The following is a 24,435-nucleotide window of genomic DNA, read 5'->3' as shown; positions in this document are numbered from 1 at the left end:
CAAACCCCTTTATGTTTCTGAGGCAGGGGTGTATGCTAGAGACAGGCAGTAGAATGATTGAGAAGAAGAGACGGCTTTTTTGCTGTTTTCTTAAAAGAGGAGACTTTTAAAGGAGTGTAAAACATGGCATTTGTCATTTTGAGCCCTTGCATCGGGGAGAAAGCTGGGGAATGTGTCGATGTATGCCCAGTTGACTGCATTGAAGAAGGAGAAGACCAATACTTTATTAATCCAGATATTTGCATTGATTGCGGCGCTTGCCAAGGCGTATGCCCAGTTGATGCCATTGTGGAAGAATATGAGATGGCCCCTGAAGACCAAAAGTTCTTGAAAAAAGCGGAAGAATTTTTTGGGATTGAGTAACAGTTGGAAAGGCGCTAACAACATTTATCAAAGTAGCCCACGATAGAAAGCTCATCTCCTTAACATGGGAGGGAGCTTTTGTTTTGGTCATTTCGCTTGCTTTTGTTAAAATAGCAAGGAACTGGACAAAAAGGCGAATTTTTGTATAATATAGGTTGGCAAAACATGAGACACAGATGTGGCTGACTAGGTAAGACACCTACACATTGTATCTTGCAAATATAAGGAGATAGGTGGAAGAGTATATGTCTAAAGATTACCGTGTACTACTGTATTATTATTACACTACGATTGAAGATCCAGAAGGGTTTGCTAAAGAGCATCTCGCTTTTTGCAAAAGCTTGCAGTTAAAAGGCCGAGTACTTGTAGCAAAAGAAGGCATTAATGGAACCGTATCAGGGCTGAAGGAACATACCGATGCCTATATGGAGGCGATGAAAGCCAACCCATTGTTTGAAGGCATTGTATTTAAAGTGGACGAAGAAGAGCAGCACGTATTTAAGAAGATGCATGTACGCCCTCGCCCAGAACTGGTAACGCTTCGCTTGAATGAAGACGACGTCAATCCAAACGAACTGACAGGCAAGCATTTATCGCCAAAAGAATGGCGTGAAGCAATGCTGGCAGAGGACACGGTTGTCATTGACGCCCGCAATGATTATGAGTATGATGTCGGCCATTTTCGTGGAGCGATCCGCCCAGACATTAAGGCTTTTAGGGAGCTGCCTGATTGGATTCGACAAAACAAAGAGCAATTTGAAAATAAACGAATTCTTACTTACTGCACAGGAGGAATCCGCTGCGAAAAATTTTCAGGCTGGCTTAAAAAAGAAGGGTTTGAAGATGTAGCTCAATTAGATGGCGGCATTGTCACTTACGGAAAAGACCCAGAAGTAAAAGGGGAATTGTGGGATGGCAAATGCTATGTATTTGATGAGCGGCTAACAGTGCCGATTAACCACGTAGCGCCAACTGTAGTCGGAAAAGATTACTTTGACGGAAAACCGTGCGAGCGGTATGTCAATTGCGCGAATCCAGAATGCAACAAGCAAATTTTATGTTCAGAGGAAAATGAGCATAAATATTTGCGCGGCTGTACACCTGAATGCCGCGTCCACCCTCGCAATCTCTATGTAAAAGAGCATCAGCTTTCTCCTGAAGAACACCAAGCGCGGCTTGACGCTCTTGGAGAAAAGCTTCCTGCTCGATTATAAATCATTGACACGCCTCCTTTTTGGGAGGCGTGAGGTTGTCGACAAAGTCGACAAACAATCAGACTGATAGAAAACGCTTGTCAGACGAGGAGTGCAGCCGAGGGAAGATGCGAATAGAACGAGGGTTCATGAGCATATGACCGAGGCAAACGACGAAGTATGCGAGCGTTTGTCTATAGTCTGACGCCTCCTTTTTGGGAGGCGTTTTTTTTATTCAAGGTATAAACAAGCTGGTCTAATCTGAGAGAAAGCTCGTATATATGGAAGTACAACCATTCTGGGGAGGGAAACGTATGCGTAAATTAGCTGGAGTTAGCGCGCCTTTTGTTGTTGTACTTGCACTTACTACTACGGGCTGTTCACTTGGAGCCAATGATGCTGTGGACACACTCGATGAACCGCCAGTCACATACACGGATGCGGAAGAGGATTTTGGAAACGAAGAAAATGAACCTGAAGAGGATGTAACGGAAGAACAAGCCGATGAAAGCGAAGCAGGGGAAGAAACAGGGGAGGAAACAGGCTCAACAGATGAAACAACACCAGATGAAGCTGCCGAATCATTAAATCAGCGAGAGCTCTATTTAATTGATAGCAATGGCCTAGTCGTCCCGCAAACGTTGACGCTTCCAAAAACAGACAGTGTGATGAAACAGGCGCTTGAGTATTTAGTAGAAGGGGGACCAATCAACGATATTCTTCCTAACGGCTTCCGGGCCGTCTTGCCAGCAGGAACGGAAGTCGATATCGACCACTTAAAAGAAGAAAAGTTGGCGATTGTCAATTTTTCAAGCGAGTTTAATGACTACAATCTTGCAGATGAAAAGCAGATTTTTGAGGCTGTCACCTGGACATTGACGCAATTTCCTGACGTTGAAGAAGTGAAAGTCGAAGTAAACGGTTATGAGCTCGATAAAATGCCACAAAGTGAGAAACCGCTTGTCGGAAACCTAAGTCGCGCAGACGGCATAAATGTCGACACAAGCGAAGTAGTCGACTTTACCAACAGCACGGACATTACCCTCTATTTCCTTGGGGCAAATGACGAGGACACATACTATGTACCGGTAACGAAAAGGGTTGAAAATGTCGACAATGAGCTAGAGGCGGCAATCAATGAATTGATTGACGGGCCATCGCTCATGACAAATTTGCTAACGGAAATGTCAGGCGATGTGGAACTTCTTAATGAACCTAAACTGCAAAATGGCGAAGTCGTCTTAGACTTTAACGAAGCCATTCAATCGGCCAACGAAGGCAGCGCGATTCCGACTAGTGTATTGGAAAGCTTAGCGCTCACATTAACAGAGCAAGGCGGCATCGAAAAAGTGTCAATCCAAGTGAACGGAGAGGCAGGCGTAAATGAGGCGGGCATTGAAGTGGAAGAAGTCACTCGCCCTGAGCTCGTGAATGCTAAGCCGCTATAGGGAAGCAGACAAGGCGCTTGCATATGCAGGCGCCTGTTTAGGTATGTTATACTAGAGCCGATACAATTTGGAGGGCTTTCCATTGCTAAGGAGGAAAACAAATGCGCCAAGACGGCCGAAAACAAAATCAACTAAGAGAGGTTGAGATCATTCCTCATTTTACAAAGCATGCCGAAGGGTCTGTACTGATTTCTGTTGGCGATACAAAAGTGATATGCACAGCAAGCATTGAAAACCGCGTCCCCCCGTTTTTACGTGGGCAAAATAAAGGGTGGCTAGCGGCGGAATATTCGATGCTGCCACGAGCGACAGGCCAGCGAACGATTCGCGAAGCCGCAAAAGGCAAATTGAGCGGGCGTACAATGGAAATCCAACGCCTGATCGGCCGGGCTCTCCGGGCAGTTGTCGATTTAGAAAAGCTCGGTGAAAAGACGATTTGGATCGACTGCGACGTTATCCAAGCAGATGGCGGTACTCGAACCGCATCGATTACAGGTGCCTATGTGGCGCTTGTGCTCGCAGTTCAAAAAGCGTTCGCTGAAAAAACAATTAGCGCTTGGCCGATTACTGATTTTCTAGCAGCTATATCTGTCGGCATTTTGCCTGAAGAAGGGGCGGTGTGTGATCTGTGTTACAGCGAGGATTCGCAGGCAAAGGTCGATATGAATATCGTCCAAACAGGTTCAGGCGATTTTGTTGAAGTGCAGGGCAGTGGAGAAGAAGCTGTTTATACACGCAGTGAATTGAATGAGCTCCTTGACCTCGCTGCAGAGGGCATTGACCAATTGATTCACATCCAACGCCCGTTTCTTGGCGAGGCAGCTAGTTGGATTGAAGAAAAAAAGGGGACATGAACATTGAACGAATTGGTTGTAGCAACAAAAAACAAAGGCAAACTTGCCGACTTTCAAACATTGTTTACGGATCGTTACATAGTCAAATCACTTTATGATTACCCTGAAGTCCCTGAGATTATTGAAGACGGCGACACATTCCATGAGAATGCCGCCAAAAAAGCAGAAACGCTGGCTGCCTATTTGCAAAAACCGGTCATTGCCGATGATTCAGGACTGCTGATCGATGCCCTTGGCGGCAAACCAGGAGTATACTCTGCTCGCTATGCTGGTGAACCGAAGAACGACCAAGCCAATATTGACAAAGTTCTTTCGGAGCTTGATGGTGTTCCGACACAGAAGCGTACCGCCCGCTTCTTTTGTGTCATTGCATTGGCTGAACCAGGAAAAGAAACGATTTTTGCCGAAGGAGCTTGCGAAGGCCGCATTACCGAAAAGCCAACGGGCTCGAATGGTTTTGGCTACGATCCGATCTTTTTTGTACCTAGCCACGGACAAACAATGGCAGAGCTATCAGCCGGAACAAAAAACCAGCTCAGCCACCGCGCCCGTGCCCTCACAGCCTTAAAAGAAACAATCGAGGGAGTGTGGCCGAAATGAATATTCTTGTCATCAGCGACAGCCATGGCTGGACCGATCAGCTAAAGGCGATTATCTCCCGCCACGAACATGAGGTGGACCAAGTCATCCACGTCGGCGATTCAGAACTGCCTGAACACGCGCCAGAACTGGCTGGGGTTAATGTGGTTGCGGGCAATTGCGATGTGTTCTCTTCTTTTCCAAATGAGCTAGAATGCCAATGGGAAGGAACAACCGCTTACATCGCCCACGGCCATCACCATGGCGTTAAACAGACGCTTGCGAAACTAATCGACCGTGCAAAAGAAAAAGGCGCACGCATCGCCATCTACGGCCATAGCCATATTGCCCAGGCAGAAGAGCAGGATGGTGTCATCCTCATTAATCCTGGCAGTGTTCGCCTACCAAAACAGTACCCTGAAGGCACATATTGCTGCCTAACAATCGGAAACGAACATGTCGACATCAACTATTGGACAACCGCTGGCAAAAAAGCAACAGACTTGGACAAGCACTTCACGCTCTAAAGGGTTGCTTTTGCAAATAATGGTTGACAATCTTTTCAATGTCCTGTATAGTTATAAGCGTCGCTGCTGTAAGCGGCGCTTTGCATCTACATAATAAGGTCACCGACAATAGGCATCGAGTTGCCTCATCGAATAAGCGAGCAGAGGAAGAGGCATGGTATAGGGTGCTCGAAATAGAGAAAATAGCTTAATGAAAATGCGGGTGTAGTTTAGTGGTAAAACCTCAGCCACGAGCGACACATCCATGAATAATCCCCGAGTTGCCTCGACGCATGAACATCGCTGAATAAGCGAGCAGAGGAAGAGGCATGATATACGGTGCTCGAAATAAAGAAAATAGCTTAATAAAAATGCGGGTGTAGTTTAGTGGTAAAACCTCAGCCACGAGCAACACATCCATGAAAAAGCCCCGAGTTGCCTCGACGCATTGGCTTCGTCGATTAAGCCAGCAGAGGAAGAGGCATAAAGTACGGTGCTCGAAATAAAGAAAATAGCTTAATTTAATATGCGGGTGTAGTTTAGTGGTAAAACCTCAGCCTTCCAAGCTGATGATGAGGGTTCGATTCCCTTCACCCGCTCCAATCATGTCCCAGTAGCTCAGCAGGATAGAGCAACGGCCTTCTAAGCCGTCGGTCGGGAGTTCGAATCTCTCCTGGGACGCCATTCTATAACATAGAAAACCTAATAAATTCAGGCCTGACAAAAGCGAAAAGGTGTCTAACTAAAGGAAATACTTTTTCAAAAAATATCGTTACATAAATGAAACTTCCAATTGTATGGTTTGGAAGTTTTTTATTTTGTGAAAGATGAAATTTTTGGTTTTTCGATTAAATAGGATAGCAGACATTAAACACAGGTCCCCTGGCAATCGGGTAGGTGCCAGGGGCAACCTCCTTCCCCCCTCATCGCCTTTCCTTCTCTGTTTTCGGATCAATAACAACGAAAGGACGCATCATATCATAGTCTTCATGCTCGAGAATGTGGCAGTGCCATACATAGTACCCGGAAAACGGCGCAAATCGGGCAATGACGCGAGTGATTTGCCCTGCAGGGGCAGTGATTGTGTCTTTCCAGCCTCGCTCATTGATTTTAGGCGGAATAGTCGGCCCCACTAATTCGATTTGGCCATTTTCATTGTACAGCTCAACGTTAAACGCCCGGTGGTCCAAGAGTTGAAATTGGACTAGGTGGATATGCATGGGATGGGGGACGTTGGTGACATTGACGAATGACCATATTTCCGTCGTTCCTAAACACGGTTTTTCCTCAACAGGGTCACTCCACAGTTTGTTATTGAGCAAAAGGAGAGGCCTGCCGTACTCGTCCGTCGTCCCAGAAATTTTTAAGTTTCGTATCCGTTTGACGTCGTTTTGCTGAAGCGACGGGATATAAGATAGGTTTTGAGGAATGATGCTTGTGTCTTCTCCGGATAAGGGAAGAACGACCTGAAACTGCATCACATCCGCTGTGGCGTCAGTGCTTGCATTGTTTTTCAGTGTGATCGTTTGGCCTTCGAATTTACTGAAATCAATGATGACTTCAATCCGTTCGGCTGGACGGATATCGAATGCCTGCAAAGAAACAGTCCTTCTTAACAAACCGCCGTCTGAAGCGATTTGATAAAAGGGTGCTTCTGAATCAAGGGCTAGCTGGTAGGAACGTGAATTGGATCCATTTAAAATGCGAAGTCGGTACTTCCGTGGTTCAACTTGCAAGTAAGGCCAAACTTTTCCGTTTACTAAAATCGTATCGCCGACAAAAAACGGCAAGACCGACGGATTCGGCAAGTTTGGCGCGGGATTGGCTGGCTGGGCTGGGTAGAAGAGAGAGCCGTCGTCGTTAAAAGACCGGTCTTGAATCAGCAATGGAATGTCAAATTCTCCCTTTGGCAAGTTTAACTGTTCTTCTCGTGGGTCACGAATAATGTATAGACCACTCAACCCTGCATATACATTAAGGCGTGTAATTCCCATCGCATGGTCATGGTACCAGAGGGTGGCAGCCCTTTGGTCGTTTGGGTACTCATAAGTTTCTTGTTCAAAAAAAGATCCCACTTCTGCAAAATCCTTTGTAAACCAAGCTTCAGGGTAGCCATCGCTTGCTGGTGTCGTTTCGCTCCCATGCAAATGGACGACGGTGCGGACTTCTGGTTCATGGGCAACGTGGTGTATCGATCGGTCAATCGGAAGGAAGTGGGTATCAGGGAGGTTGTTCATCCATTTGATCCGAGCTGGTTTTCCCCGCATCACTTCAATCGTGGGGCCAGGGAATTGGCCATCATACCCCCATAAGCGAGTCGGGTTTAAATCCCGATGCAGTTTTTGTGAAAACTCCTTCATCTCAATTTCGTAATAGTCTCCATCCTTGCTTGTTTTTTTAGGGATTGCTGTTTTCATAATAGGCATAGGGTCGACAAATTTTTCTAATTCCATAAAAATCCGCTCCTGTCATGTAGGTAGTGGTATATGGAATGTTCCGTTTGACGGTTTTGCTTGGGCGCTTTCACTAAATAGGTAAAGCGTTTTTTCTTAAAACCGCAAAATCCGAAGAACGGATTCGGGCAATTAGGCCTTGTATTTCCTGCGCAATGTCCACAACTGATAAAGCATTAACAATGTAGCCCATCCAGTGAAATAGCTCAAAATCGTCCAGCCGACTTTTAAGTAAGGTGCTGACAAAGCAACCACTTTGGAGCTAGTGAAAAAATCCCTGAAATAGAACGCTGCAAAAACGATTAAAGCTAACAAAATGAGAAGAACAAACCACCATTCGAACAGTTTGCTCCGTGTTTGTCCTTTCTCAGCGTTGTATTGATTATGCCAGCCGTCTTTTTTGTTTTTGGAAAGCTTGTCTAGCCAAATATGAATAAAAATCGATAATTTCACCCATAAATAGATTTCAGCACTTATGACCGTGCCAGAAAGCATGACATCGATTGGCCTTCTCATTGGCGTTTTTACGGCCAAAATCAAATTAAGGAGAGAGGCGACTGCTATAGGAATGACCCAAATCCAATTCCAGGAGAACTGAGCAGTAATAAGGGAAGTAGCGAGCAAAACGACCAACAAGATCCGAATCGTTAAATCGAGCAATGACCTAAACTGCGCCCTCCAAATCCGCCATCGATGCTTTGTTTTTATGTCCAATTCGCTGTTCGTAAGCAAATCGATTGTGCCGGAATCCCATTTGTATCGTTGCTGGCGGAACGTGTGGTATGTCTTCATCGAGTCAACAAAGCAGCGAGCGTTTGGGCTGATCAGCGTTTTCCATTTCGCTTTTTGCAGCTGCCAAGTTAGTAGCATATCTTCGACGTCACTATCATCTTGCCACGGTCCGTCTAGATTGTTTCGGTTCACAATATCATGGAGTGCCTCTGGCCGAAAGAGCGTCGCTTGCCCACCTAATACGTAAGTGCTGCCCCCGTTATATTGCAATGTTAAAAGCCAACTGGCCATATCTTGTTTTTGTTGGTGCGTCCACCATCTAGTAAAGGGGTTCCCATACTGGCCGCTAGCGATTTTTTCTTCATAGTATGGATCGTCCAAAGAAAGTTCTTTTAGCTTTTTAGGCATTCTCATCGTGTACTTGGCCATTACCCCGCCAATATTTCGGGCACTCATTAAGCCTTCCCACAGGTGCAAAAGCGCTCCAGGTGCCATTCTGCTATCTGCATCCATTCCTAAAATAGCCTTTACCGATTTATTGTAAAGTTGTTGGTACGGACTTAAGTTGGATGCGTGAATGTCTAATAAATCGCCATACAAGCTTTTCCAAGCAGTGTTCAATGCTCCGACTTTTCGCTTTTTGTTGTTTCTCGTTTTTAGCACGATCAATTGCAAATTGAGGTCTTGCCCGCAATGTAAGGCCACTTCTGCCGTACGATCTGTGCAATTATCGGCAATGACGATCACATCAAGGTCAACCCCTGCCGGTAATTGCTGGTCTGCTAACCCTTCTAAACAATCGCGAATCGACTGTTCTTCATTATGTGCTGGAATGAAGGCAACCACTCTTGGTTTCATAAACGCATTTTTTGTAATTGGAAGCAAATGTTCTGTGCTCAATTCTCTACCCCCATTTTCCGTGTATGCTTGTTTGATGTTTATGATCGATACGTAGTAAAAAATAACTATGCTTAAAAATAGATTGCTTCTCCTGCTGCGATAATCAATCTTTTCGCTCTATTAAAAAGGTAATTCATTTCTTGATAGAAAACAGATGGAATTTTTTTAGTCGAATAGATGGGAGTAGAGGCATTCGTCATGATTAGGGGAAAAGAGGAACAGGAAAAGGGCAATGGATGAAGTGAAAAGATGAAAATGACAACGAAAAAAACGCCTTATGTAAGTGAGGCGTTTTTTGGCGGGTGAACAAGCGTGTCCACTTCATATAAGAGTCGATCGATATTTCCATCAATTTGGTTATCGTCATAAAAAATGAGCGTCCAGCCTTTTCTTTCAAGGTACCTAGCGATTTTTCGCTCTTGTGTGAGAGTGGTGTCGCGCATCAGCGCTATGCGATAAGGAACGAGGGCAACATCAATCGACAGATGGTCAATTGCGTATTCTGGGGAAGCGTAATAGCCTCTCTGCTGCAACGCTCTACAAAGTTGGCGTTCCGGCTCATTTGGGCATTGCTCCCAATGGTTCGTAACAAGCACAAGGGATGGCCTATGCCGATCTGTTAAAAATTTGGCCAGGAATGGCAGTTTGACAAGCGTGTTCTTTACCCGCTTATAAAAGAAATTCATGTAAACACCCCCTTTTTTTACTATCCCCGGTTTTCCGATTTTTATAGCCTTTTTCAGTAAAAAAATAAAAAAACAAAAAACGCGGCCTGTTCACATTGGAAGCGCATTCAACGAAATTTTCGATCTTTTTATGATAAAAAACGGTTGACCGCAAAACAGAAGAAGCGTATAGTAAATTGCAATAATAGTTTAATAAAAACAGATGTCTTTCTCGAAAGGAACTCCTTTTGGGAAACGAGAGAAAACGGGAATTTATTAAAGTAGAGAGACTGAGTGAACTGGGGAGCGATTCGATGAGAAGCAACATGATTAAAAAAGGGATCGATCGAGCGCCTCACCGAAGCCTTTTGCGGGCTGCCGGCGTAAAAGAAGAGGATATGGATAAGCCGTTTATCGGCGTCTGCAACTCCTATATTGACATCATCCCAGGGCATATGCATTTGAATAAATTTGCAGAAGTGGCGAAAGAAGCCATTATTGAAGCCGGAGGCATTCCTTTCGAATTTAATACAATCGGCGTAGATGATGGAATTGCGATGGGGCACATCGGCATGCGTTATTCGCTGCCAAGCAGGGAAATTATTTGTGATGCTGCCGAAACAGTCATCAATGCCCACTGGTTTGACGGCGTCTTCTATATACCGAATTGCGACAAAATTACGCCAGGAATGCTGATGGCGGCTGTACGCACAAACGTGCCTGCGGTCTTTGTCTCTGGTGGTCCGATGGAAGCAGGCCGTACTAAAGAGGGAAAAAGCCTTTCACTTGTATCCGTATTTGAAGGAGTAGGCGCATTTTCGTCAGGAAAAATGACAAGGGAAGAGCTGCTTGAAATTGAACAGTTAGCTTGCCCAACTTGCGGATCTTGTTCTGGAATGTTTACAGCCAATTCAATGAATTCGCTTATGGAAATGCTCGGTCTGGCTCTTCCAGGAAACGGAACGCTTGTCGCTACATCTACGGAACGTCATAACTTGATTAAAGATGCAGCGAAGCATTTAATCAATTTGATTGAAAAAGATATTCGCCCACGCGACATCGTTACCGAAGAAACAATTGACGATGCCTTTGCCCTTGATATGGCAATGGGGGGATCTACCAATACAGTGCTCCATACATTGGCCATTGCCAATGAAGCCGAAATCGACTACGATTTGACACGTATCAACGAAGTGGCTGAGCGAGTGCCTTACCTTTGCAAAATTAGCCCTGCCTCTGATTACTCGATGGACGACGTCCATAAGGCGGGCGGTGTAGCTGCGATCATGAAAGAGCTGATTGAAATGGGAGCGGTCAAAGGCGACCGGATCACCATTACAGGAAAATCACTCTATGAAAATGTCGCTCATGCTCAAATAACAAATACCGATGTCATTCGCACGAAAGAGACTGCGTATAGTCCAGTCGGCGGTCTATCAATCCTTTATGGAAATTTGGCCCCGGACGGCGCTGTCATCAAAGTAGGTGCAGTGGACCCTTCGATTAAAACATTTACTGGGGAAGCGATCGTGTTTAATTCCCAAGAAGAAGCGCAAGAGCAAATTAATAACGGCGCTGTGAAAGAAGGGCAAGTTGTTGTTATCCGTTATGAAGGCCCTAAAGGCGGTCCTGGAATGCCAGAAATGCTGGCACCGACTTCAGCCATTCAAGGCAGAGGGCTTGGCACCAAAGTTGCACTCATTACGGACGGCCGTTTTTCCGGCGCTTCACGAGGAATTTCAATCGGGCATATATCGCCGGAAGCAGCAGAAGGCGGGCCAATCGCCTTCGTGGAAAATGGCGACATGATCAAAATCGATTTAATCGAACGCACAATTGAGTGGGAAATAAGCGAAGAAGAGTTAGCAAAACGCCGTGAAGGATGGACAGAGCCGGAACCAAAAGTCAAAAAAGGCTATTTGGCCCGTTACTCAAAACTTGTTACTTCAGCCAATACAGGCGGCGTTATGAAAATCTAATAACGATAACACAATGAAGAGGAAAGTAATTTTTGCTTTATCTACAGAGAGCCGTTGGTTGCTGGAAAACGGTGTTAAAGCTTAAATGAAACTCACCTCTGAGTGCGTCTCTGAACATTGTAGTAAGAGCGCCGGATGCTGTGAACGCATTCGTTATAAAAACTGCAAGCCGGATTTCGGCTTGCTAGAGGCTAACCATTGTTAGCGAAAAAGGGTGGTACCGCGTGAAGACTTTCTCGCCCCTTGCTGGATCCCAGCATGGGCGCGCAGAAAGTCTTTTTTGTTGGCGGAAAATAAATAAATAGAAAATCAAAACTAAGGGAGGCGCGAGAGACATGATCCATTCCAATGAAGCGGCAACGCCACAAGCCGCTGAAAACAAGCAGGCTGTTTGCACAGGTTCTGAGATTTTATTAAAAGCACTTGCCAGCGAAGGAGTCGAAGTCATTTTTGGCTATCCAGGCGGAGCGATTTTACCAACATACGATGAGATTTATAAATTAGGAATGAACCATATTCTAGCCCGCCATGAACAAGGCGCAATCCACGCGGCTGAAGGGTATGCGCGCATTACCCAAAAGCCAGGCGTCTGCATCGTCACTTCGGGACCAGGAGCAACAAATGTCGTTACAGGCATTGCGGATGCGATGATGGATTCGCTGCCAATGGTCGTCATCACCGGCCAAGTGGCTACAAAAGTGATTGGTACCGATGCTTTCCAGGAAGCCGATATGCTTGGCATTACAATGCCGATCACGAAGCATAATTTTCAAATCCGTTCCATAGAAGAACTAGCGCAAACAGTCAAAGAAGCGTTTCATATTGCGGTAAGCGGGCGGCCGGGACCCGTATTGATTGATTTGCCGAAAGATATTTCGGAAAAACTGGGAATCTTTGATTATGAGGAACCTGTCCATTTGCCTGGCTACCAACCAACCGTTAAACCGAATAAGCAGCAAATTCGCAAGCTTCTGGATAAGTTTAAAGAAGCGAAGCGGCCAGTCCTGCTTGTCGGCGCTGGTGTCCTCCATGCACAAGCAAGTGAGGAATTAACTGCATTTGCTCGTAAATTTCAAATCCCTGTCGCTCAAACATTGCTTGGACTAGGCGCTTTTCCTGGCGAAGAGGAATTGCATCTCGGGATGGCCGGCATGCATGGAACATATGCTGCAAACATGGCGCTCCACAAATCAGACTTTTTGATCAACATTGGCTCTCGTTTTGATGACAGATTAACTGGTGCCCTTGAACATTTTGCTCCGGAGGCATGTATTGCCCATATCGACATTGATCCTGCTGAAATTGGCAAAAACGTTCATGTCGAAATTCCGGTAGTAGGGGATGCAAAAGAGGCTTTAGCGATGCTAGTGAAAGGAAGCGGGGCTATAGATGAGCACGACGAGTGGCGCAAACAAGTTAGCGATTGGAAACGAGATTATCCGCTGTGGTTTCATCGCGACGGGGAAGTTATTAAGCCACAGGAGCTGATCCAAAAACTGTATGAACATACAAAGGGTGAGGCGATTGTTACGACGGACGTCGGCCAGCATCAAATGTGGACGGCGCAACATTTTAAGTTTAACAAACCAAATCGCTGGATTACATCAGGTGGTCTTGGCACTATGGGATTCGGGTTTCCAGCGGCAATTGGGGCGCAAATTGCTGAACCGGAATTGCCGGTATTGGCGATTACTGGTGACGCAGGCTTTCAGATGACGCTTCAAGAAATGTCGATTTTGCAAGAACTGGATTTGCCAGTCAAAATTGTGATTGTCAACAATGCTTCCCTTGGAATGGTACGGCAATGGCAACAACGTTTTCATGGCGAGCGCTATTCCCATTCGCTTTTCCCAATCCAGCCTAACTTTGCTAAGCTCGCTGAAGCTTATAACATTAAAGCGGTAAAGGTCGACAAACTGTCGATGCTGGACGAAGCGATTGCTGAAACATTGGCGCATCCAGGTCCGGTATTGTTGGAAGTGTGTGTCGCCAAAGAAGAAAACGTCTACCCGATGGTTTGCCCAGGCACAGGTCACCACTGTATGGAAGGAGTAGAGCCATCATGAAACGGACGATTACCGTACTCGTTAACAACAAATCAGGCGTGCTAAACCGCATGACAGGCTTGTTTGCAAGAAGGCAGTACAACATTGACAGCATCACTGTCGGTGTAACCGAAAATCCAACGATTTCGCGAATGACATTTGTGGTTTTTGTCGACTCGATGGAAAACGTCGAGCAAATGATAAAGCAACTTCATAAACAAGTCGATGTGTTAAAGATTAAAGACATTACCGATGAAGCGATTGTCGAGCGTGAACTTGCCCTTGTCCGCGTAGGAGCCACGCCCCAACAACGGGGCGAAATCGCCTCCCTTGCTGAAACATTCAGGGCGCAAGCAGTCGATATCGGCAAAGAGTCGATGACATTGCAAATTACTGGGAATAACGAAAAAATTGAAGCATTTATTGAATTAGTCAAACCATATGGGATCCAAGAACTGGCCCGCACTGGCGTGACTGCTGTTAATCGCAGCTCTAAAGCTAGCACCGATACGTCAAGACTAACGCTGATTAATTAGCGAGTCCATATAAAAACAATAATTGAAGGGGAGATTGAATCATGGCAAAAGTATATTATAACGGAGATGTAAATGAACAAGTATTAGAAGGAAAAACGGTTGCCATCGTTGGTTATGGCTCCCAAGGCCATGCACACGCACAAAATTTGCGCGAATCAGGAGTGGACGTCATTATTGGATTGCGTCCAGGAAAGTCATGGGATAAAGCAACGGAAGATGGGTTTTCTGTCTACTCTGTCCGCGAGGCTTCTGCAAAAGCAGACATTATTATGATTCTTTCACCAGACGAACATCAGCCGGCAATCTACAAAGAATCGATTGAACCTGAATTGACGGCTGGCAAAGCGCTTGTATTCGCACACGGCTTTAATATTCACTTTAACCAAATCGTACCGCCTGAACATGTTGACGTCTTTCTAGCTGCCCCAAAAGGGCCTGGCCACCTTGTCCGCCGTACGTATACAGAAGGCGCTGGCGTTCCAGCACTAATTGCTGTCTACCAAGATGCGACAGGGCAAGCGAAGGACATTGCACTTGCTTATGCAAAACAAATTGGCGCTGCCCGTGCAGGAGTGCTTGAAACGACGTTTAAAGAAGAAACAGAAACAGACTTGTTTGGTGAGCAAGCGGTACTATGTGGCGGAACTTCCGCATTGGTCAAAGCAGGGTTTGAGACGCTTGTTGAAGCAGGTTATCAGCCGGAAATTGCTTACTTTGAATGTTTGCATGAATTAAAGCTGATCGTTGACCTTATGTACGAAGGCGGCCTTGAGTACATGCGTTATTCGATTTCTGATACAGCGCAGTGGGGCGATTTCCAAGCTGGACCACGCATCGTGACAGACGAAACAAAAGCAGCAATGAAAGAGATTTTAAGCGACATCCAAAAAGGCAAGTTTGCGAAAGGCTGGATTTTGGAAAACAAACTGAACCGTCCTGAGTATAACGCCATTAACGAAGCGGAGAAAAATCACCCTCTTGAAGTAGTTGGCCGCGAATTACGGGAAATGATGCCATTTGTGAAAGCATCCAAATCCAAGGGAGTGGTCGCGAATGCGAAAAATTAACGTGTTTGATACGTCGCTGCGCGATGGAGAACAAATGCCTGGCATCGCTTTGACTGTAAAAGAGAAGTTAGAAATTGCCCGGCAATTGGAACGTCTAGGTGTGGACATTATTGAGGCTGGTTTTCCAGCCTCCTCACCTGGCGATTTTCAAGCAGTCAAGGAAATTGCTGAAACAGTAAAAGGTTCATCCATTACCGGTCTTGCTCGGGCCAAGAAAAGCGATATTGACTCTGCTTGGGAGGCGTTAAAATCAAGCGCTGAACCAAGAGTCCACGTTTTTCTGGCGACATCGCCGATTCATATGGAACATAAACTTAAACTGACTCCAGATCAAGTAGTGGAGCGTGCGGTAGAAAGCGTTCGTTACGCAGCGGAAAAATTTCCCCACGTCCAGTTTTCGGCAGAGGATGCAAACCGTTCAGAATGGCCGTTCTTAAAACGAATTATTGAAGCGGCGATTGATGCAGGCGCTTCTGTCATTAATCTTCCTGATACAGTTGGGTATAGAACCCCAGAAGAAATATCGAAATTGTTTGAATTTGTAACCGAAAATGTCAAAAACATCGACCGTGCCATTTTATCCACTCATAACCATGACGATCTTGGCATGGGTGTAGCCAATTCACTTGCCGCTATTTCTGCGGGGGCGGGCCAAGTAGAGTGTACAATCAATGGCATTGGCGAACGTGCTGGAAACGCGGCGCTAGAAGAAATCGCTGTTGCTTTGCAAATTCGGTCTGATTATTACCAGGCGAAAACAGGGCTAAAACTATCAGAACTAAAGCGCACAAGCGCCCTTGTGAGCAGGCTAACGTCGATGAATGTTCCTGGAAATAAAGCGGTTGTAGGAGCGAACGCGTTTGCTCATGAGTCAGGCATCCACCAAGACGGAATGCTCAAAAACAAAGAAACCTATGAAATCATTACGCCTGAACTGGTCGGCGCTACGTCTACATTGCCTTTAGGAAAACATTCTGGCCGTCATGCATTTAAAACAAAGTTGAATGAATTAGGTTTTTCTGGCTCTGACGAAAAGCTACAAACGATTTTCAGCGCGTTTAAACAACTTTGCGATAAGAAAAAAGAAGTGACCGAAGATGATTTGTATGCATTGATTGCCGATGCAACCGATGATCAAGATAGCACAGCTTATGAACTAACTGCGCTGCAAGTCACGTATGGAATGAACCACGTACCAACTGCCACGATTCGCCTTAAGAAACAAGATGACAGCGAAATCGAAGAAGCAGGGACTGGTTCTGGAAGCGTCGAAGCAATCTACAATACATTGGCAAAAATGACTGGTGGCAATTACAGCTTAGCTGATTACCGAATCCAGTCGGTAAATGGTGGAGAAGATGCGTTAGCGGAAGTTCATGTGCGCATTAAAGCAGACGATTTCGAACAAAGCGGACGGGGCGTGGCACATGATGTGTTAGAGGCATCAGCCAAAGCGTATTTGCACGCTGTGAACCGCGTAATAGCCCGGAAGCATTATGCAAAACGGGAAATGGCGAAGGTGGAAAGCTAAGGAGGAGACAATGGAAAAACAAATATTGCTTTTACCTGGGGACGGCATTGGCCCGGAAATTATTGCCGAAACCAAACGGGTGTTAGAAGAAATTGCCCGGCTGTATCACCATACATTTCAGTTTGTTGAAGGGCGAATTGGCGGTGATGCCATTGACGCAACTGGCAGCCCCCTTCCTGAGGAGACGCTGGATCTTGCCAAAGGTAGCGACGCAATTTTGCTTGGCGCAGTCGGCGGACCAAAGTGGGACGGCAATGCCCCTGAAAAACGGCCAGAAAAAGGTTTGCTGCAAATCCGCAAGGCACTGGGCCTTTACGCCAACCTTCGCCCTGTCCGTGTACTGAAACCGTTAATGGGTGCATCCACCTTAAAAGAGGAAGTGTTGGCCGACGTTGATTTGTTGATTGTACGGGAGTTAACAGGCGGACTTTATTTTGGCGAGCCGCGTGAACGGCGACAAATCAATGGAGAAGACGGGGCAGTGGATACACTCCTTTATACAAGGGGTGAAATCGAGCGGATTGTGCACCAAGCGTTTCAATTTGCAAGAACGCGGAAGAAACGGGTAGTCTCTGTTGACAAGGCCAATGTCTTGGAATCGAGCAGGTTATGGCGGGAAATTGCTGATGAAGTAGCCCGCGAGTATCCAGACGTCACGCTTTCGCACATGCTTGTCGATAATGCGGCGATGCAGCTTATTCGTGATCCAAGGCAGTTTGACGTCATCGTAACGGAAAATTTGTTTGGCGATATTTTGAGTGATGAAGCTTCGATGATTACCGGATCCTTGGGCTTATTGCCCTCGGCGAGCATGAATACGTCAAAAGTCGGCTTGTTTGAGCCTGTGCACGGCTCTGCTCCTGACATAGCAGGGACGGGCGCGGCCAATCCGCTAGCGACGATTTTGTCAGCAGCGATGATGCTGCAATATAGTTTTGGGTTAGCGGACGAGGCAAAAGCAATCGAAGTCGCAGTCGACCGTGTGCTCGCTCAAGGAGTACGGACAAAAGACATCGCAAAAGCAAGCGAAAACGCTGTTTCGACAACGGCAATAACAAATGCGGTTATGGAGGCGCTTGCTCTTAAAAGTGCCTCAAGCCGCTAAAAAAAGAGGGAGCGTTATGGCGAAAACAATTATCGAGAAAATATGGGAATCGCATACGGTTGTGGATGAATCAGGAAAACCTAATTTGCTTTATGTTGATTTGCATATGGTGCATGAAGTCACATCCCCACAAGCATTTGAAGGGTTGCGACTTGCAGGAAGAACAGTGAGGCGGCCAGATAAAACGTTTGCCACGATGGACCACAATGTCCCGACAGTGAATCGTTATGACATTCGTGATCAAATCGCGCGCACGCAAATGGAGACACTTGCTGCTAACTGCAAGCAGTTTGGAATCGAGATGGTTGATTTAGACCACCCGGAAAACGGAATTGTCCATGTCATTGGACCTGAACTGGGCTTGACTCAGCCAGGGCATGTAATCGTCTGTGGCGACAGCCATACATCGACCCATGGTGCATTTGGCGCTATTGCATTTGGGATTGGCACAAGCGAGGTTGAGCATGTGTTGGCCACACAAACGATTTGGCAATCAAAGCCGAAAACGCTCGAGGTCCATATTTCTGGGCGCCTGAACGAAGGCATATCTGCTAAAGATGTGATTTTGGCCATCATTGCCAAGTTTGGCGTCGATATTGGCACAGGCAGCATCATTGAATTTACTGGAGAAGCTATTCGCGGTATGACAATGGAAGAACGGATGACGATTTGCAATATGTCGATTGAGGCAGGGGCGAAAGCAGGTTTGATTTCCCCTGACCAAGTAACGTTCGATTATTTGCAAGGTAGAGCAAACGTTCCGAAAGGCGAGGCGTACGACGAGATTGTCGAGAAGTGGGCCCAATTGGCAACCGATCCAGGAGCCACCTATGATCGATCAGTGACGATTGATGCAGCGGAAATTGAACCAATGGTGACATGGGGAACCAACCCTGGCCAAGGGGCAGGGATTTCAAAAGCTGTACCACGGCTTGACGATGCGAAATCGGAAGTAGAACGGCGCGCCATTAGCCAAGCGCTTGATTATATGGACATCAAACCAGGCACGCCTTTGAGCGAGATTGAAATCCAGCATGTGTTTATTGGGTCATGTACCAATTCACGCTTGAGCGATTTAAGGGCAGCGGCAGCCGTTATTAACGGGCGGAAAGTAGCGCCTGGCGTCCGTGCCCTTATTGTCCCTGGCTCCCAACGTGTCAAAAAACGTGCTGAGGAAGAAGGGTTGGATCAAGTATTTAAAGAAGCGGGATTTGAATGGCGTGATTCAGGTTGCAGCATGTGTTTGAGCATGAACCCAGACGTTGTTCCTGAAGGGGAACGTTGTGCCTCGACTTCCAACCGAAACTTTGAAGGTAGGCAAGGAAAGGGAGCGCGCACCCATTTGGTTAGCCCGGCAATGGCAGCAGCAGCCGCGATCGCTGGTCGGTTTGTAGACGTCCGCAAAATGGTAAAAGCAGGTGAGTGTTAATGGAACCGATTCAAGTTCATAAAGGCAAAGCAGTTGTTTTAGACCGCGTTAATATTGATACAGACCAAATTATCCCGAAACAATTTTTAAAGCGGGTAGAGCGCACGGGCTTCGGCCAATATTTGTTTTACGATTGGCGTTTTCAAGCAGATGGTGCAGATAACCCGGCATTTGAGCTGAATCAGCCAGAAGCAAAAGGGGCAAGCATTTTAATTACCGGTCATAATTTTGGCTGCGGCTCTTCCCGGGAACATGCGCCATGGGCTTTGTATGATTATGGTTTCCGCGTCATTATAGCCCCAAGTTTTGCCGATATCTTCTATAATAATTGCGTAAAAAATGGTTTGTTGCCGATCCGCCTTTCGCCTGAAGAAACGGAATTGTGGATGGAACGGGCGAAAGAAAGCCAAGAAGAGATTACGGTCGATTTAGGCGAACAGCTCATTAAGCAAAATGGGCTAGAAACGAAGTTTGAAATGGATTCGTATTGGAAGCAAATGCTCTACAACGGCTGGGATGAAATTAGCCTTACCCTTCAATATGAAGAAGCAATTGCTAAATACGAGCACCGCCAGTCAGCAGTCAATAAATAAAAGCAACCAAAACGCTTGCTAGACGAGGCGTGGAGAGAGAAGCGCGAGGGTTGGAGCTATGTTCGATATACAGAGTCCCATTCCCTAGGGCTTTCCTAAGTAGGAATGTAGTGTTTGGCTAGAGTCTGTGAAAGTCCCCTTTTGGGGGCTTTCTTTGATTAAGTTTGATTTAAAAGGGAATAGGGAAGGAATAGCGAATAGGAGTACATGGGGATTTGTATAAGATAGAGGAGCCGTGATACATTAAAGGAATCGGGCAGAAAGCGGGCGATTGCATTGACGAATGAACATCACCATGAACCACAAAACATTATCCTTTTTCCAGGAGTCGTGAAACGGCTTGTAGAGGAAGGCATGGATGAATTAAAACAAAAAAATGGCCAAAAAGCGCTCCAGCTTTTCTCACAAGCGGAAACGTATGAGCCGACGAGCGCCCAAGCACGTTTTGGCGTAGTACTAAGTTTGATTGAGCTAAACCGTCAAGAGGAAGCGGTAGAAAAAACAAAAGCGCTATTAAACGAAGGCATTGGCGATTACTACGAAACATTGCAAGTCCATGTGTCTTTGCTTGTACAGTTATCGCGTTATGAGGAAGTCGTCCACTTGTTGGAAACGGTTCTCAGCGAAAACCGGCTGCCATCTGAACATGCGGAAACTTTTTATGAACTTCTCCATTTCAGTAGGCAAATGTCGAGCTCACAAGCATATGACGCCTCTCTCTTGGATGAAGAACATAAAAAAGAAACAGAGCTGGAGTTGCGTGCTGGCCTGCATGCAACGAATGAGCCAGCAAAATGGAAAGCATTGCAAACGGTGAAGCAGCTCAATGTGAAGGCGTTACTGAAAGACGTGCGCGAGTTAGCTGCCGATGAAAACGCCAAGGCACTTATGCGCACGTATGCCCTTGTGCTCTTGCATGATTGGAATGATCGGCTACCGATCGTCATTAAGAAGGAAGAGCGGAGCATGGAAGTGCAACCAGCCGAATTGCCGATACCAGGAGAACGGGACATAGACAAAGCGATTCGTCAAGCTTTGGAAGAACAACTTGAACAGGAAGACCCGGTGCTCTTGCAAATGGCAAGACAACTACACCATACATACTTATTGATCACGTATCCTTTCTTACCAGATCCGCCGAATCCAAAAGCATGGGCATGTGCTTTCCATTTAGTTGCTGCTGAACAGCTTGGCTTAGAAACAGATGAAGAGGACATGGTTGATTGTTATGGCTGCAAACGGTTTGACGTGCTATGTGCTTCAAATGAAATCGAAGCGTTGGAAAAGGATATTCTCCTTGAGTCACAAGATCAAAACCAATGGTTCCATACATAAGAGATTTTAGTAAGCAACTGATTGAAAGATGGCGCCTTTATGTTATAATGGAATGGTTGTCAAAAACGTGAGAAATGATTTTGCTATTTTAGTGCTGGAGGGAATAAGAACATGTCTGCAAAATGGGAAAAAACAGAAGAGAACACAGGCGTCTTAACAATTGAAGTCGAAGCAGATAAAGTCAATGATGCTTTAGATAAAGCGTTTAAAAAAGTGGTAAAGAAAGTGAATGTCCCTGGTTTTCGTAAAGGAAAAGTGCCTCGTGGCCTATTTGAAAAACAGTTTGGCGTTGAATCGCTTTACCAAGACGCGATTGACATTTTGTTGCCAGAAGCTTATGCAAATGCTGTCGAAGAAACAGGCATCTATCCTGTAGATCGTCCTGAAATCGATGTAGAAAGCATTGGCAAAAATGAACCGCTTATCGTTAAAGCTACCGTTACAGTAAAGCCTGAAGTCAAGCTTGGTGATTACAAAGGCCTTGAAGTAGAAGTGCCGAGCGCAGATGTAACCGATGAGGATGTAGAAGCGGAGCTTAAAAAGCTACAAGAACAACATGCAGAGCTCGTTGTTCTTGAAGAGGGTGAAATCGCAAATGGCGATACAGCTGTTATTGATTTCGCTGGCTATGTAGATGGAGAAGCATTTGAAGGCGGCACGGCTGAAAATTATTCATTGGAAATCGGTTCAAATTCCTTTATCCCTGGATTTGAAGAACAGCTTGTCGGCTTGAAATCAGGGGAAGAAAAAGATGTCGAAGTCACATTCCCAGAAGAATACCACGCAGAAGAACTTGCCGGAAAGCCTGCGACATTCAAAGTGAAAGTGCATGACATTAAGCGCAAAGAGTTGCCTGAACTCGATGACGAGTTTGCAAAAGATGTGAATGAGAAAGTAGAAACATTGGACGAACTGAAGAACGAATTGCGTTCTACATTGGAAGAGCAAAAGAAAACAGCTTCTGAAAATGCCGTCCGTGATTCACTGCTTGAAAAAGCGGCAGAACAAGCAGACATCAATGTGCCTGAAGCGATGATCGAAACGGAAACAGACCGTATGTTGCAAGAATTTGGTCAGCGTCTACAAGCGCAAGGAATGAACTTGGATATGTACTTCCAGTTCTCTGGGCAAACGGAAGAAGACATGCGCAACCAATTTAAAGAGGATGCTGAAAAGCGCGTTCGTGTAAACTTGACACTCGAAGCAATTGCAGAAGCGGAAAATGTCGAAGTAAGCGAAGAAGAGATTGAAGAAGAATTCCAAAAAATGGCTGATATGTACCAGCGTTCAGTGGAAGAAATCAAAGCATTGCTCGCTGCCCAAGGCGGCACAGACAATGTAAAAGGCGATCTGAAACTGCGCAAAGCGATTGACGTGCTTGTCGAAAACAGCAAAGAAGTAACAACAGAATCATAAGGGCGGCACGAGCCTTACACTGCCTTTGTATGTGAACTTGGCATGGAATTGTTCCATGCCTTTCTCCATATTTTTAGTATGTTCTGTTCCGATATTGAACATGCTGGAACTAGGCAAATTTTAAAGGGTTTTTGCATCGTTTGCTTGAATAGTATTATAATGTGGCAAAGCGAGCATCCATTCCTTTTTGAAGTCCACAATTAAGGCAAATCGCAAAATACGTACATAAAAAGCATTTTTCTAGAGTGTTAACGGCGAATATGCTACAATGATTTGACGTTAATGATTTTCTTTGTTTGAGCTCCTCAAGCAACAGAAAATAATATCCTGTAAGGGGTGAGGGCATGTTTAAATTTAACGAAGAAAAAGGCCAATTAAAATGTTCGTTTTGTGGAAAAACTCAGGATCAAGTTCGAAAGCTCGTAGCTGGCCCTGGTGTGTATATATGTGATGAGTGCATTGAACTATGCACAGAGATTGTAGAAGAGGAATTAGGCACGGATGAAGAAGTAGAAATTGAAGAAATCCCAAAGCCTAATGAAATTTGCTCTATTTTGGATGACTATGTCATTGGGCAAAGAGAAGCAAAAAAGTCCCTTTCTGTAGCAGTCTATAACCATTACAAACGAATTAATTCCATGTCTAGGTCTGAAGATGTAGAGCTTTCAAAAAGCAACATCACCTTAATCGGGCCAACAGGAAGCGGGAAAACGTTGCTCGCACAAACGCTAGCGCGGATTTTGAATGTTCCGTTCGCGATTGCGGACGCCACCTCGCTTACCGAAGCCGGCTATGTCGGGGAAGACGTAGAAAACATTTTGCTGAAGCTGATCCAAGCGGCCGATTATGATGTGGAAAAGGCTGAAAAAGGCATTATTTACATCGACGAAATTGACAAAGTTGCACGCAAGTCAGAAAACCCATCGATCACACGCGATGTTTCTGGTGAAGGGGTACAACAAGCATTGCTTAAAATTCTAGAGGGAACAACGGCAAGCGTCCCTCCTCAAGGCGGCCGCAAGCATCCCCATCAAGAATTTATCCAAATTGATACAACCAATGTCCTCTTTATTTGTGGAGGGGCGTTTGATGGGATCGAACAAATCATTAAACGGCGCCTTGGAAAGAAAGTAATTGGTTTTGGTACCGACGATGCCAAGCAAGATGATCTGAAGCCAGGTGAATATTTATCAAAAGTGCTTCCAGAAGATTTGCTGCGCTTTGGCTTAATCCCAGAGTTTATTGGTCGTTTGCCAATCATTTCAAGTTTGTCGCCGCTTGACACAGATGCGCTCGTTGAAATTTTGACAAAGCCAAAAAATGCGCTTGTTAAGCAGTATCAAAAACTTCTAGAGCTTGATGATGTAGAGCTTGAATTTACCGAAGATGCGTTGCGAGAAATTGCCAATAAAGCAATTGAACGTAAGACAGGCGCTCGCGGGCTTCGCTCCATTATTGAAGGCATCATGCTCGACGTTATGTTTGATTTGCCGTCACGAGAAGATGCAGTCAAATGCATCATCCATGGTGCATGTGTAACAGATGACGCACCGCCGATTTTAAAATCAGCAGACGGCACAGAATTAACGTTGGATAAACCGAAAGAAAGCGCATAGCTAGCCCCCCTCCGGCAAACTGCCGGAGGGTTTTTACGCTTCCTTCCTCTAAAGGTGCAATTGAAATTGGAAAAAATGAGCGTGTTGTTT

Annotated in this window: 20 protein-coding genes, 2 tRNA genes and 1 other annotated feature; of the genes, 19 read left to right on the top strand and 3 right to left on the bottom strand. The window is 45.7% G+C overall.

The window, feature by feature from the left end:
• Positions 1-123 precede the first annotated feature (123 nt).
• The 8 genes from BUC05_RS09840 (at position 124) to BUC05_RS09810 (ending at position 5,627) form a co-directional block, all read left to right on the top strand.
• Positions 124-363: a DUF362 domain-containing protein gene (locus BUC05_RS09840; protein WP_011247498.1), complete on the top strand. Its 240-nt coding sequence runs from the start codon at positions 124-126 to the stop codon at positions 361-363.
• A gap of 245 nt (positions 364-608) precedes the next feature.
• Positions 609-1,577 (top strand): oxygen-dependent tRNA uridine(34) hydroxylase TrhO, encoded by a 969-nt coding sequence (trhO, locus tag BUC05_RS09835; RefSeq protein WP_011247497.1) that lies wholly within the window; start codon positions 609-611, stop codon positions 1,575-1,577.
• A 293-nt stretch (positions 1,578-1,870) separates the two neighbouring features.
• Positions 1,871-3,004 carry a GerMN domain-containing protein gene (locus BUC05_RS09830; RefSeq protein ID WP_011247496.1) on the top strand — a complete coding sequence of 378 codons (1,134 nt, stop codon included), beginning with the start codon at positions 1,871-1,873 and terminating at the stop codon, positions 3,002-3,004.
• Positions 3,005-3,105: 101 nt separating this feature from the next.
• Positions 3,106-3,858, top strand: coding sequence for a ribonuclease PH (rph, locus tag BUC05_RS21130; protein ID WP_011247495.1), 753 nt, complete (start codon positions 3,106-3,108; stop codon positions 3,856-3,858).
• Between the two features lie 3 nt (positions 3,859-3,861).
• Positions 3,862-4,458, top strand: a complete 597-nt coding sequence (locus BUC05_RS21125) for an XTP/dITP diphosphatase (RefSeq protein ID WP_035201843.1) — start codon at positions 3,862-3,864, stop codon at positions 4,456-4,458.
• Positions 4,455-4,964, top strand: coding sequence for a metallophosphoesterase family protein (locus BUC05_RS09820; protein WP_035201840.1), 510 nt, complete (start codon positions 4,455-4,457; stop codon positions 4,962-4,964). The genes BUC05_RS21125 and BUC05_RS09820 overlap by 4 nt, the downstream gene beginning before the upstream one ends.
• A gap of 507 nt (positions 4,965-5,471) precedes the next feature.
• Positions 5,472-5,545 (top strand) — tRNA-Gly (locus tag BUC05_RS09815).
• Between the two features lie 5 nt (positions 5,546-5,550).
• Positions 5,551-5,627, top strand: a tRNA-Arg gene (locus BUC05_RS09810).
• A 239-nt stretch (positions 5,628-5,866) separates the two neighbouring features.
• Here the strand turns inward: BUC05_RS09810 and BUC05_RS09805 are convergent.
• The 3 genes from BUC05_RS09805 to BUC05_RS09795 all read right to left on the bottom strand — a co-directional run bounded on the left by BUC05_RS09805 (position 5,867) and on the right by BUC05_RS09795 (position 9,714).
• Positions 5,867-7,396, bottom strand: coding sequence for a multicopper oxidase family protein (locus BUC05_RS09805; protein ID WP_035201837.1), 1,530 nt, complete (start codon positions 7,394-7,396; stop codon positions 5,867-5,869).
• A gap of 132 nt (positions 7,397-7,528) precedes the next feature.
• Entirely contained in the window at positions 7,529-8,986 is a 1,458-nt protein-coding gene (locus BUC05_RS09800) for a glycosyltransferase family 2 protein (RefSeq protein WP_142237549.1), read from the bottom strand.
• A 317-nt stretch (positions 8,987-9,303) separates the two neighbouring features.
• Positions 9,304-9,714, bottom strand: a complete 411-nt coding sequence (locus tag BUC05_RS09795; protein WP_011247490.1) for a hypothetical protein — start codon at positions 9,712-9,714, stop codon at positions 9,304-9,306.
• 293 nt (positions 9,715-10,007) lie between these two features.
• Between BUC05_RS09795 and ilvD the strand changes: the two genes are divergently transcribed.
• The 11 genes from ilvD to clpX all read left to right on the top strand — a co-directional run bounded on the left by ilvD (position 10,008) and on the right by clpX (position 24,345).
• Positions 10,008-11,672: a dihydroxy-acid dehydratase gene (gene ilvD, locus BUC05_RS09790; RefSeq protein ID WP_011247489.1), complete on the top strand. Its 1,665-nt coding sequence runs from the start codon at positions 10,008-10,010 to the stop codon at positions 11,670-11,672.
• A 4-nt stretch (positions 11,673-11,676) separates the two neighbouring features.
• Positions 11,677-11,919, top strand: a binding site (T-box leader).
• A gap of 88 nt (positions 11,920-12,007) precedes the next feature.
• On the top strand, positions 12,008-13,738 hold the full coding sequence (gene ilvB / locus BUC05_RS09785) for a biosynthetic-type acetolactate synthase large subunit (protein WP_011247488.1): 1,731 nt from the start codon (positions 12,008-12,010) through the stop codon (positions 13,736-13,738).
• Positions 13,735-14,253 carry an acetolactate synthase small subunit gene (gene ilvN / locus BUC05_RS09780; RefSeq protein ID WP_035201833.1) on the top strand — a complete coding sequence of 173 codons (519 nt, stop codon included), beginning with the start codon at positions 13,735-13,737 and terminating at the stop codon, positions 14,251-14,253. The genes ilvB and ilvN overlap by 4 nt, the downstream gene beginning before the upstream one ends.
• Before the next feature lie 41 nt (positions 14,254-14,294).
• On the top strand, positions 14,295-15,320 hold the full coding sequence (ilvC, locus tag BUC05_RS09775) for a ketol-acid reductoisomerase (protein ID WP_011247486.1): 1,026 nt from the start codon (positions 14,295-14,297) through the stop codon (positions 15,318-15,320).
• The gene (locus BUC05_RS09770; protein ID WP_035201831.1) at positions 15,307-16,851 is read left to right on the top strand and encodes a 2-isopropylmalate synthase; all 1,545 of its coding nucleotides are present in this window, start codon (positions 15,307-15,309) and stop codon (positions 16,849-16,851) included. The genes ilvC and BUC05_RS09770 overlap by 14 nt, the downstream gene beginning before the upstream one ends.
• Before the next feature lie 10 nt (positions 16,852-16,861).
• Positions 16,862-17,956, top strand: a complete 1,095-nt coding sequence (gene leuB / locus BUC05_RS09765; RefSeq protein ID WP_011247484.1) for a 3-isopropylmalate dehydrogenase — start codon at positions 16,862-16,864, stop codon at positions 17,954-17,956.
• A gap of 16 nt (positions 17,957-17,972) precedes the next feature.
• Positions 17,973-19,385, top strand: coding sequence for a 3-isopropylmalate dehydratase large subunit (gene leuC / locus BUC05_RS09760; RefSeq protein WP_011247483.1), 1,413 nt, complete (start codon positions 17,973-17,975; stop codon positions 19,383-19,385).
• A complete protein-coding gene (gene leuD / locus BUC05_RS09755; protein WP_035201827.1) occupies positions 19,385-19,978 on the top strand; it encodes a 3-isopropylmalate dehydratase small subunit in 594 nt (197 codons plus the stop codon). The genes leuC and leuD overlap by 1 nt, the downstream gene beginning before the upstream one ends.
• A gap of 276 nt (positions 19,979-20,254) precedes the next feature.
• Entirely contained in the window at positions 20,255-21,313 is a 1,059-nt protein-coding gene (locus BUC05_RS09750; protein ID WP_035201826.1) for a hypothetical protein, read from the top strand.
• Positions 21,314-21,424: 111 nt separating this feature from the next.
• Positions 21,425-22,729, top strand: a complete 1,305-nt coding sequence (tig, locus tag BUC05_RS09745) for a trigger factor (protein ID WP_035201823.1) — start codon at positions 21,425-21,427, stop codon at positions 22,727-22,729.
• Between the two features lie 344 nt (positions 22,730-23,073).
• Positions 23,074-24,345 carry an ATP-dependent protease ATP-binding subunit ClpX gene (gene clpX, locus BUC05_RS09740; protein ID WP_011247479.1) on the top strand — a complete coding sequence of 424 codons (1,272 nt, stop codon included), beginning with the start codon at positions 23,074-23,076 and terminating at the stop codon, positions 24,343-24,345.
• Positions 24,346-24,435: the final 90 nt, after the last annotated feature.

The sequence above is a fragment of the Shouchella rhizosphaerae genome (assembly GCF_900142675.1).
GTDB classification, from domain to species: Bacteria; Bacillota; Bacilli; order Bacillales; family Bacillaceae_D; genus Shouchella; species Shouchella rhizosphaerae.
Note: the sequence above shows the minus strand (reverse complement) of the source record. Positions and strands in the feature narration are given on the sequence as shown.

Excerpts from the sequence above, each read along its gene's own strand:
- BUC05_RS09800 (WP_142237549.1), bottom strand. The coding sequence starts at position 8,986 with ATGAAACCAAGAGTGGTTGCCTTCATTCCAGCACATAATGAAGAACAG.
- leuD (WP_035201827.1), top strand. The coding sequence starts at position 19,385 with ATGGAACCGATTCAAGTTCATAAAGGCAAAGCAGTTGTTTTAGACCGC.
- BUC05_RS09820 (WP_035201840.1), top strand. The coding sequence starts at position 4,455 with ATGAATATTCTTGTCATCAGCGACAGCCATGGCTGGACCGATCAGCTA.
- BUC05_RS09830 (WP_011247496.1), top strand. The coding sequence starts at position 1,871 with ATGCGTAAATTAGCTGGAGTTAGCGCGCCTTTTGTTGTTGTACTTGCA.
- ilvC (WP_011247486.1), top strand. The coding sequence starts at position 14,295 with ATGGCAAAAGTATATTATAACGGAGATGTAAATGAACAAGTATTAGAA.
- ilvN (WP_035201833.1), top strand. The coding sequence starts at position 13,735 with ATGAAACGGACGATTACCGTACTCGTTAACAACAAATCAGGCGTGCTA.
- rph (WP_011247495.1), top strand. The coding sequence starts at position 3,106 with ATGCGCCAAGACGGCCGAAAACAAAATCAACTAAGAGAGGTTGAGATC.
- BUC05_RS09840 (WP_011247498.1), top strand. The coding sequence starts at position 124 with ATGGCATTTGTCATTTTGAGCCCTTGCATCGGGGAGAAAGCTGGGGAA.
- clpX (WP_011247479.1), top strand. The coding sequence starts at position 23,074 with ATGTTTAAATTTAACGAAGAAAAAGGCCAATTAAAATGTTCGTTTTGT.
- BUC05_RS09795 (WP_011247490.1), bottom strand. The coding sequence starts at position 9,714 with ATGAATTTCTTTTATAAGCGGGTAAAGAACACGCTTGTCAAACTGCCA.
- leuC (WP_011247483.1), top strand. The coding sequence starts at position 17,973 with ATGGCGAAAACAATTATCGAGAAAATATGGGAATCGCATACGGTTGTG.
- trhO (WP_011247497.1), top strand. The coding sequence starts at position 609 with ATGTCTAAAGATTACCGTGTACTACTGTATTATTATTACACTACGATT.
- leuB (WP_011247484.1), top strand. The coding sequence starts at position 16,862 with ATGGAAAAACAAATATTGCTTTTACCTGGGGACGGCATTGGCCCGGAA.
- tig (WP_035201823.1), top strand. The coding sequence starts at position 21,425 with ATGTCTGCAAAATGGGAAAAAACAGAAGAGAACACAGGCGTCTTAACA.
- BUC05_RS09805 (WP_035201837.1), bottom strand. The coding sequence starts at position 7,396 with ATGGAATTAGAAAAATTTGTCGACCCTATGCCTATTATGAAAACAGCA.
- BUC05_RS09770 (WP_035201831.1), top strand. The coding sequence starts at position 15,307 with ATGCGAAAAATTAACGTGTTTGATACGTCGCTGCGCGATGGAGAACAA.
- ilvB (WP_011247488.1), top strand. The coding sequence starts at position 12,008 with ATGATCCATTCCAATGAAGCGGCAACGCCACAAGCCGCTGAAAACAAG.
- ilvD (WP_011247489.1), top strand. The coding sequence starts at position 10,008 with ATGAGAAGCAACATGATTAAAAAAGGGATCGATCGAGCGCCTCACCGA.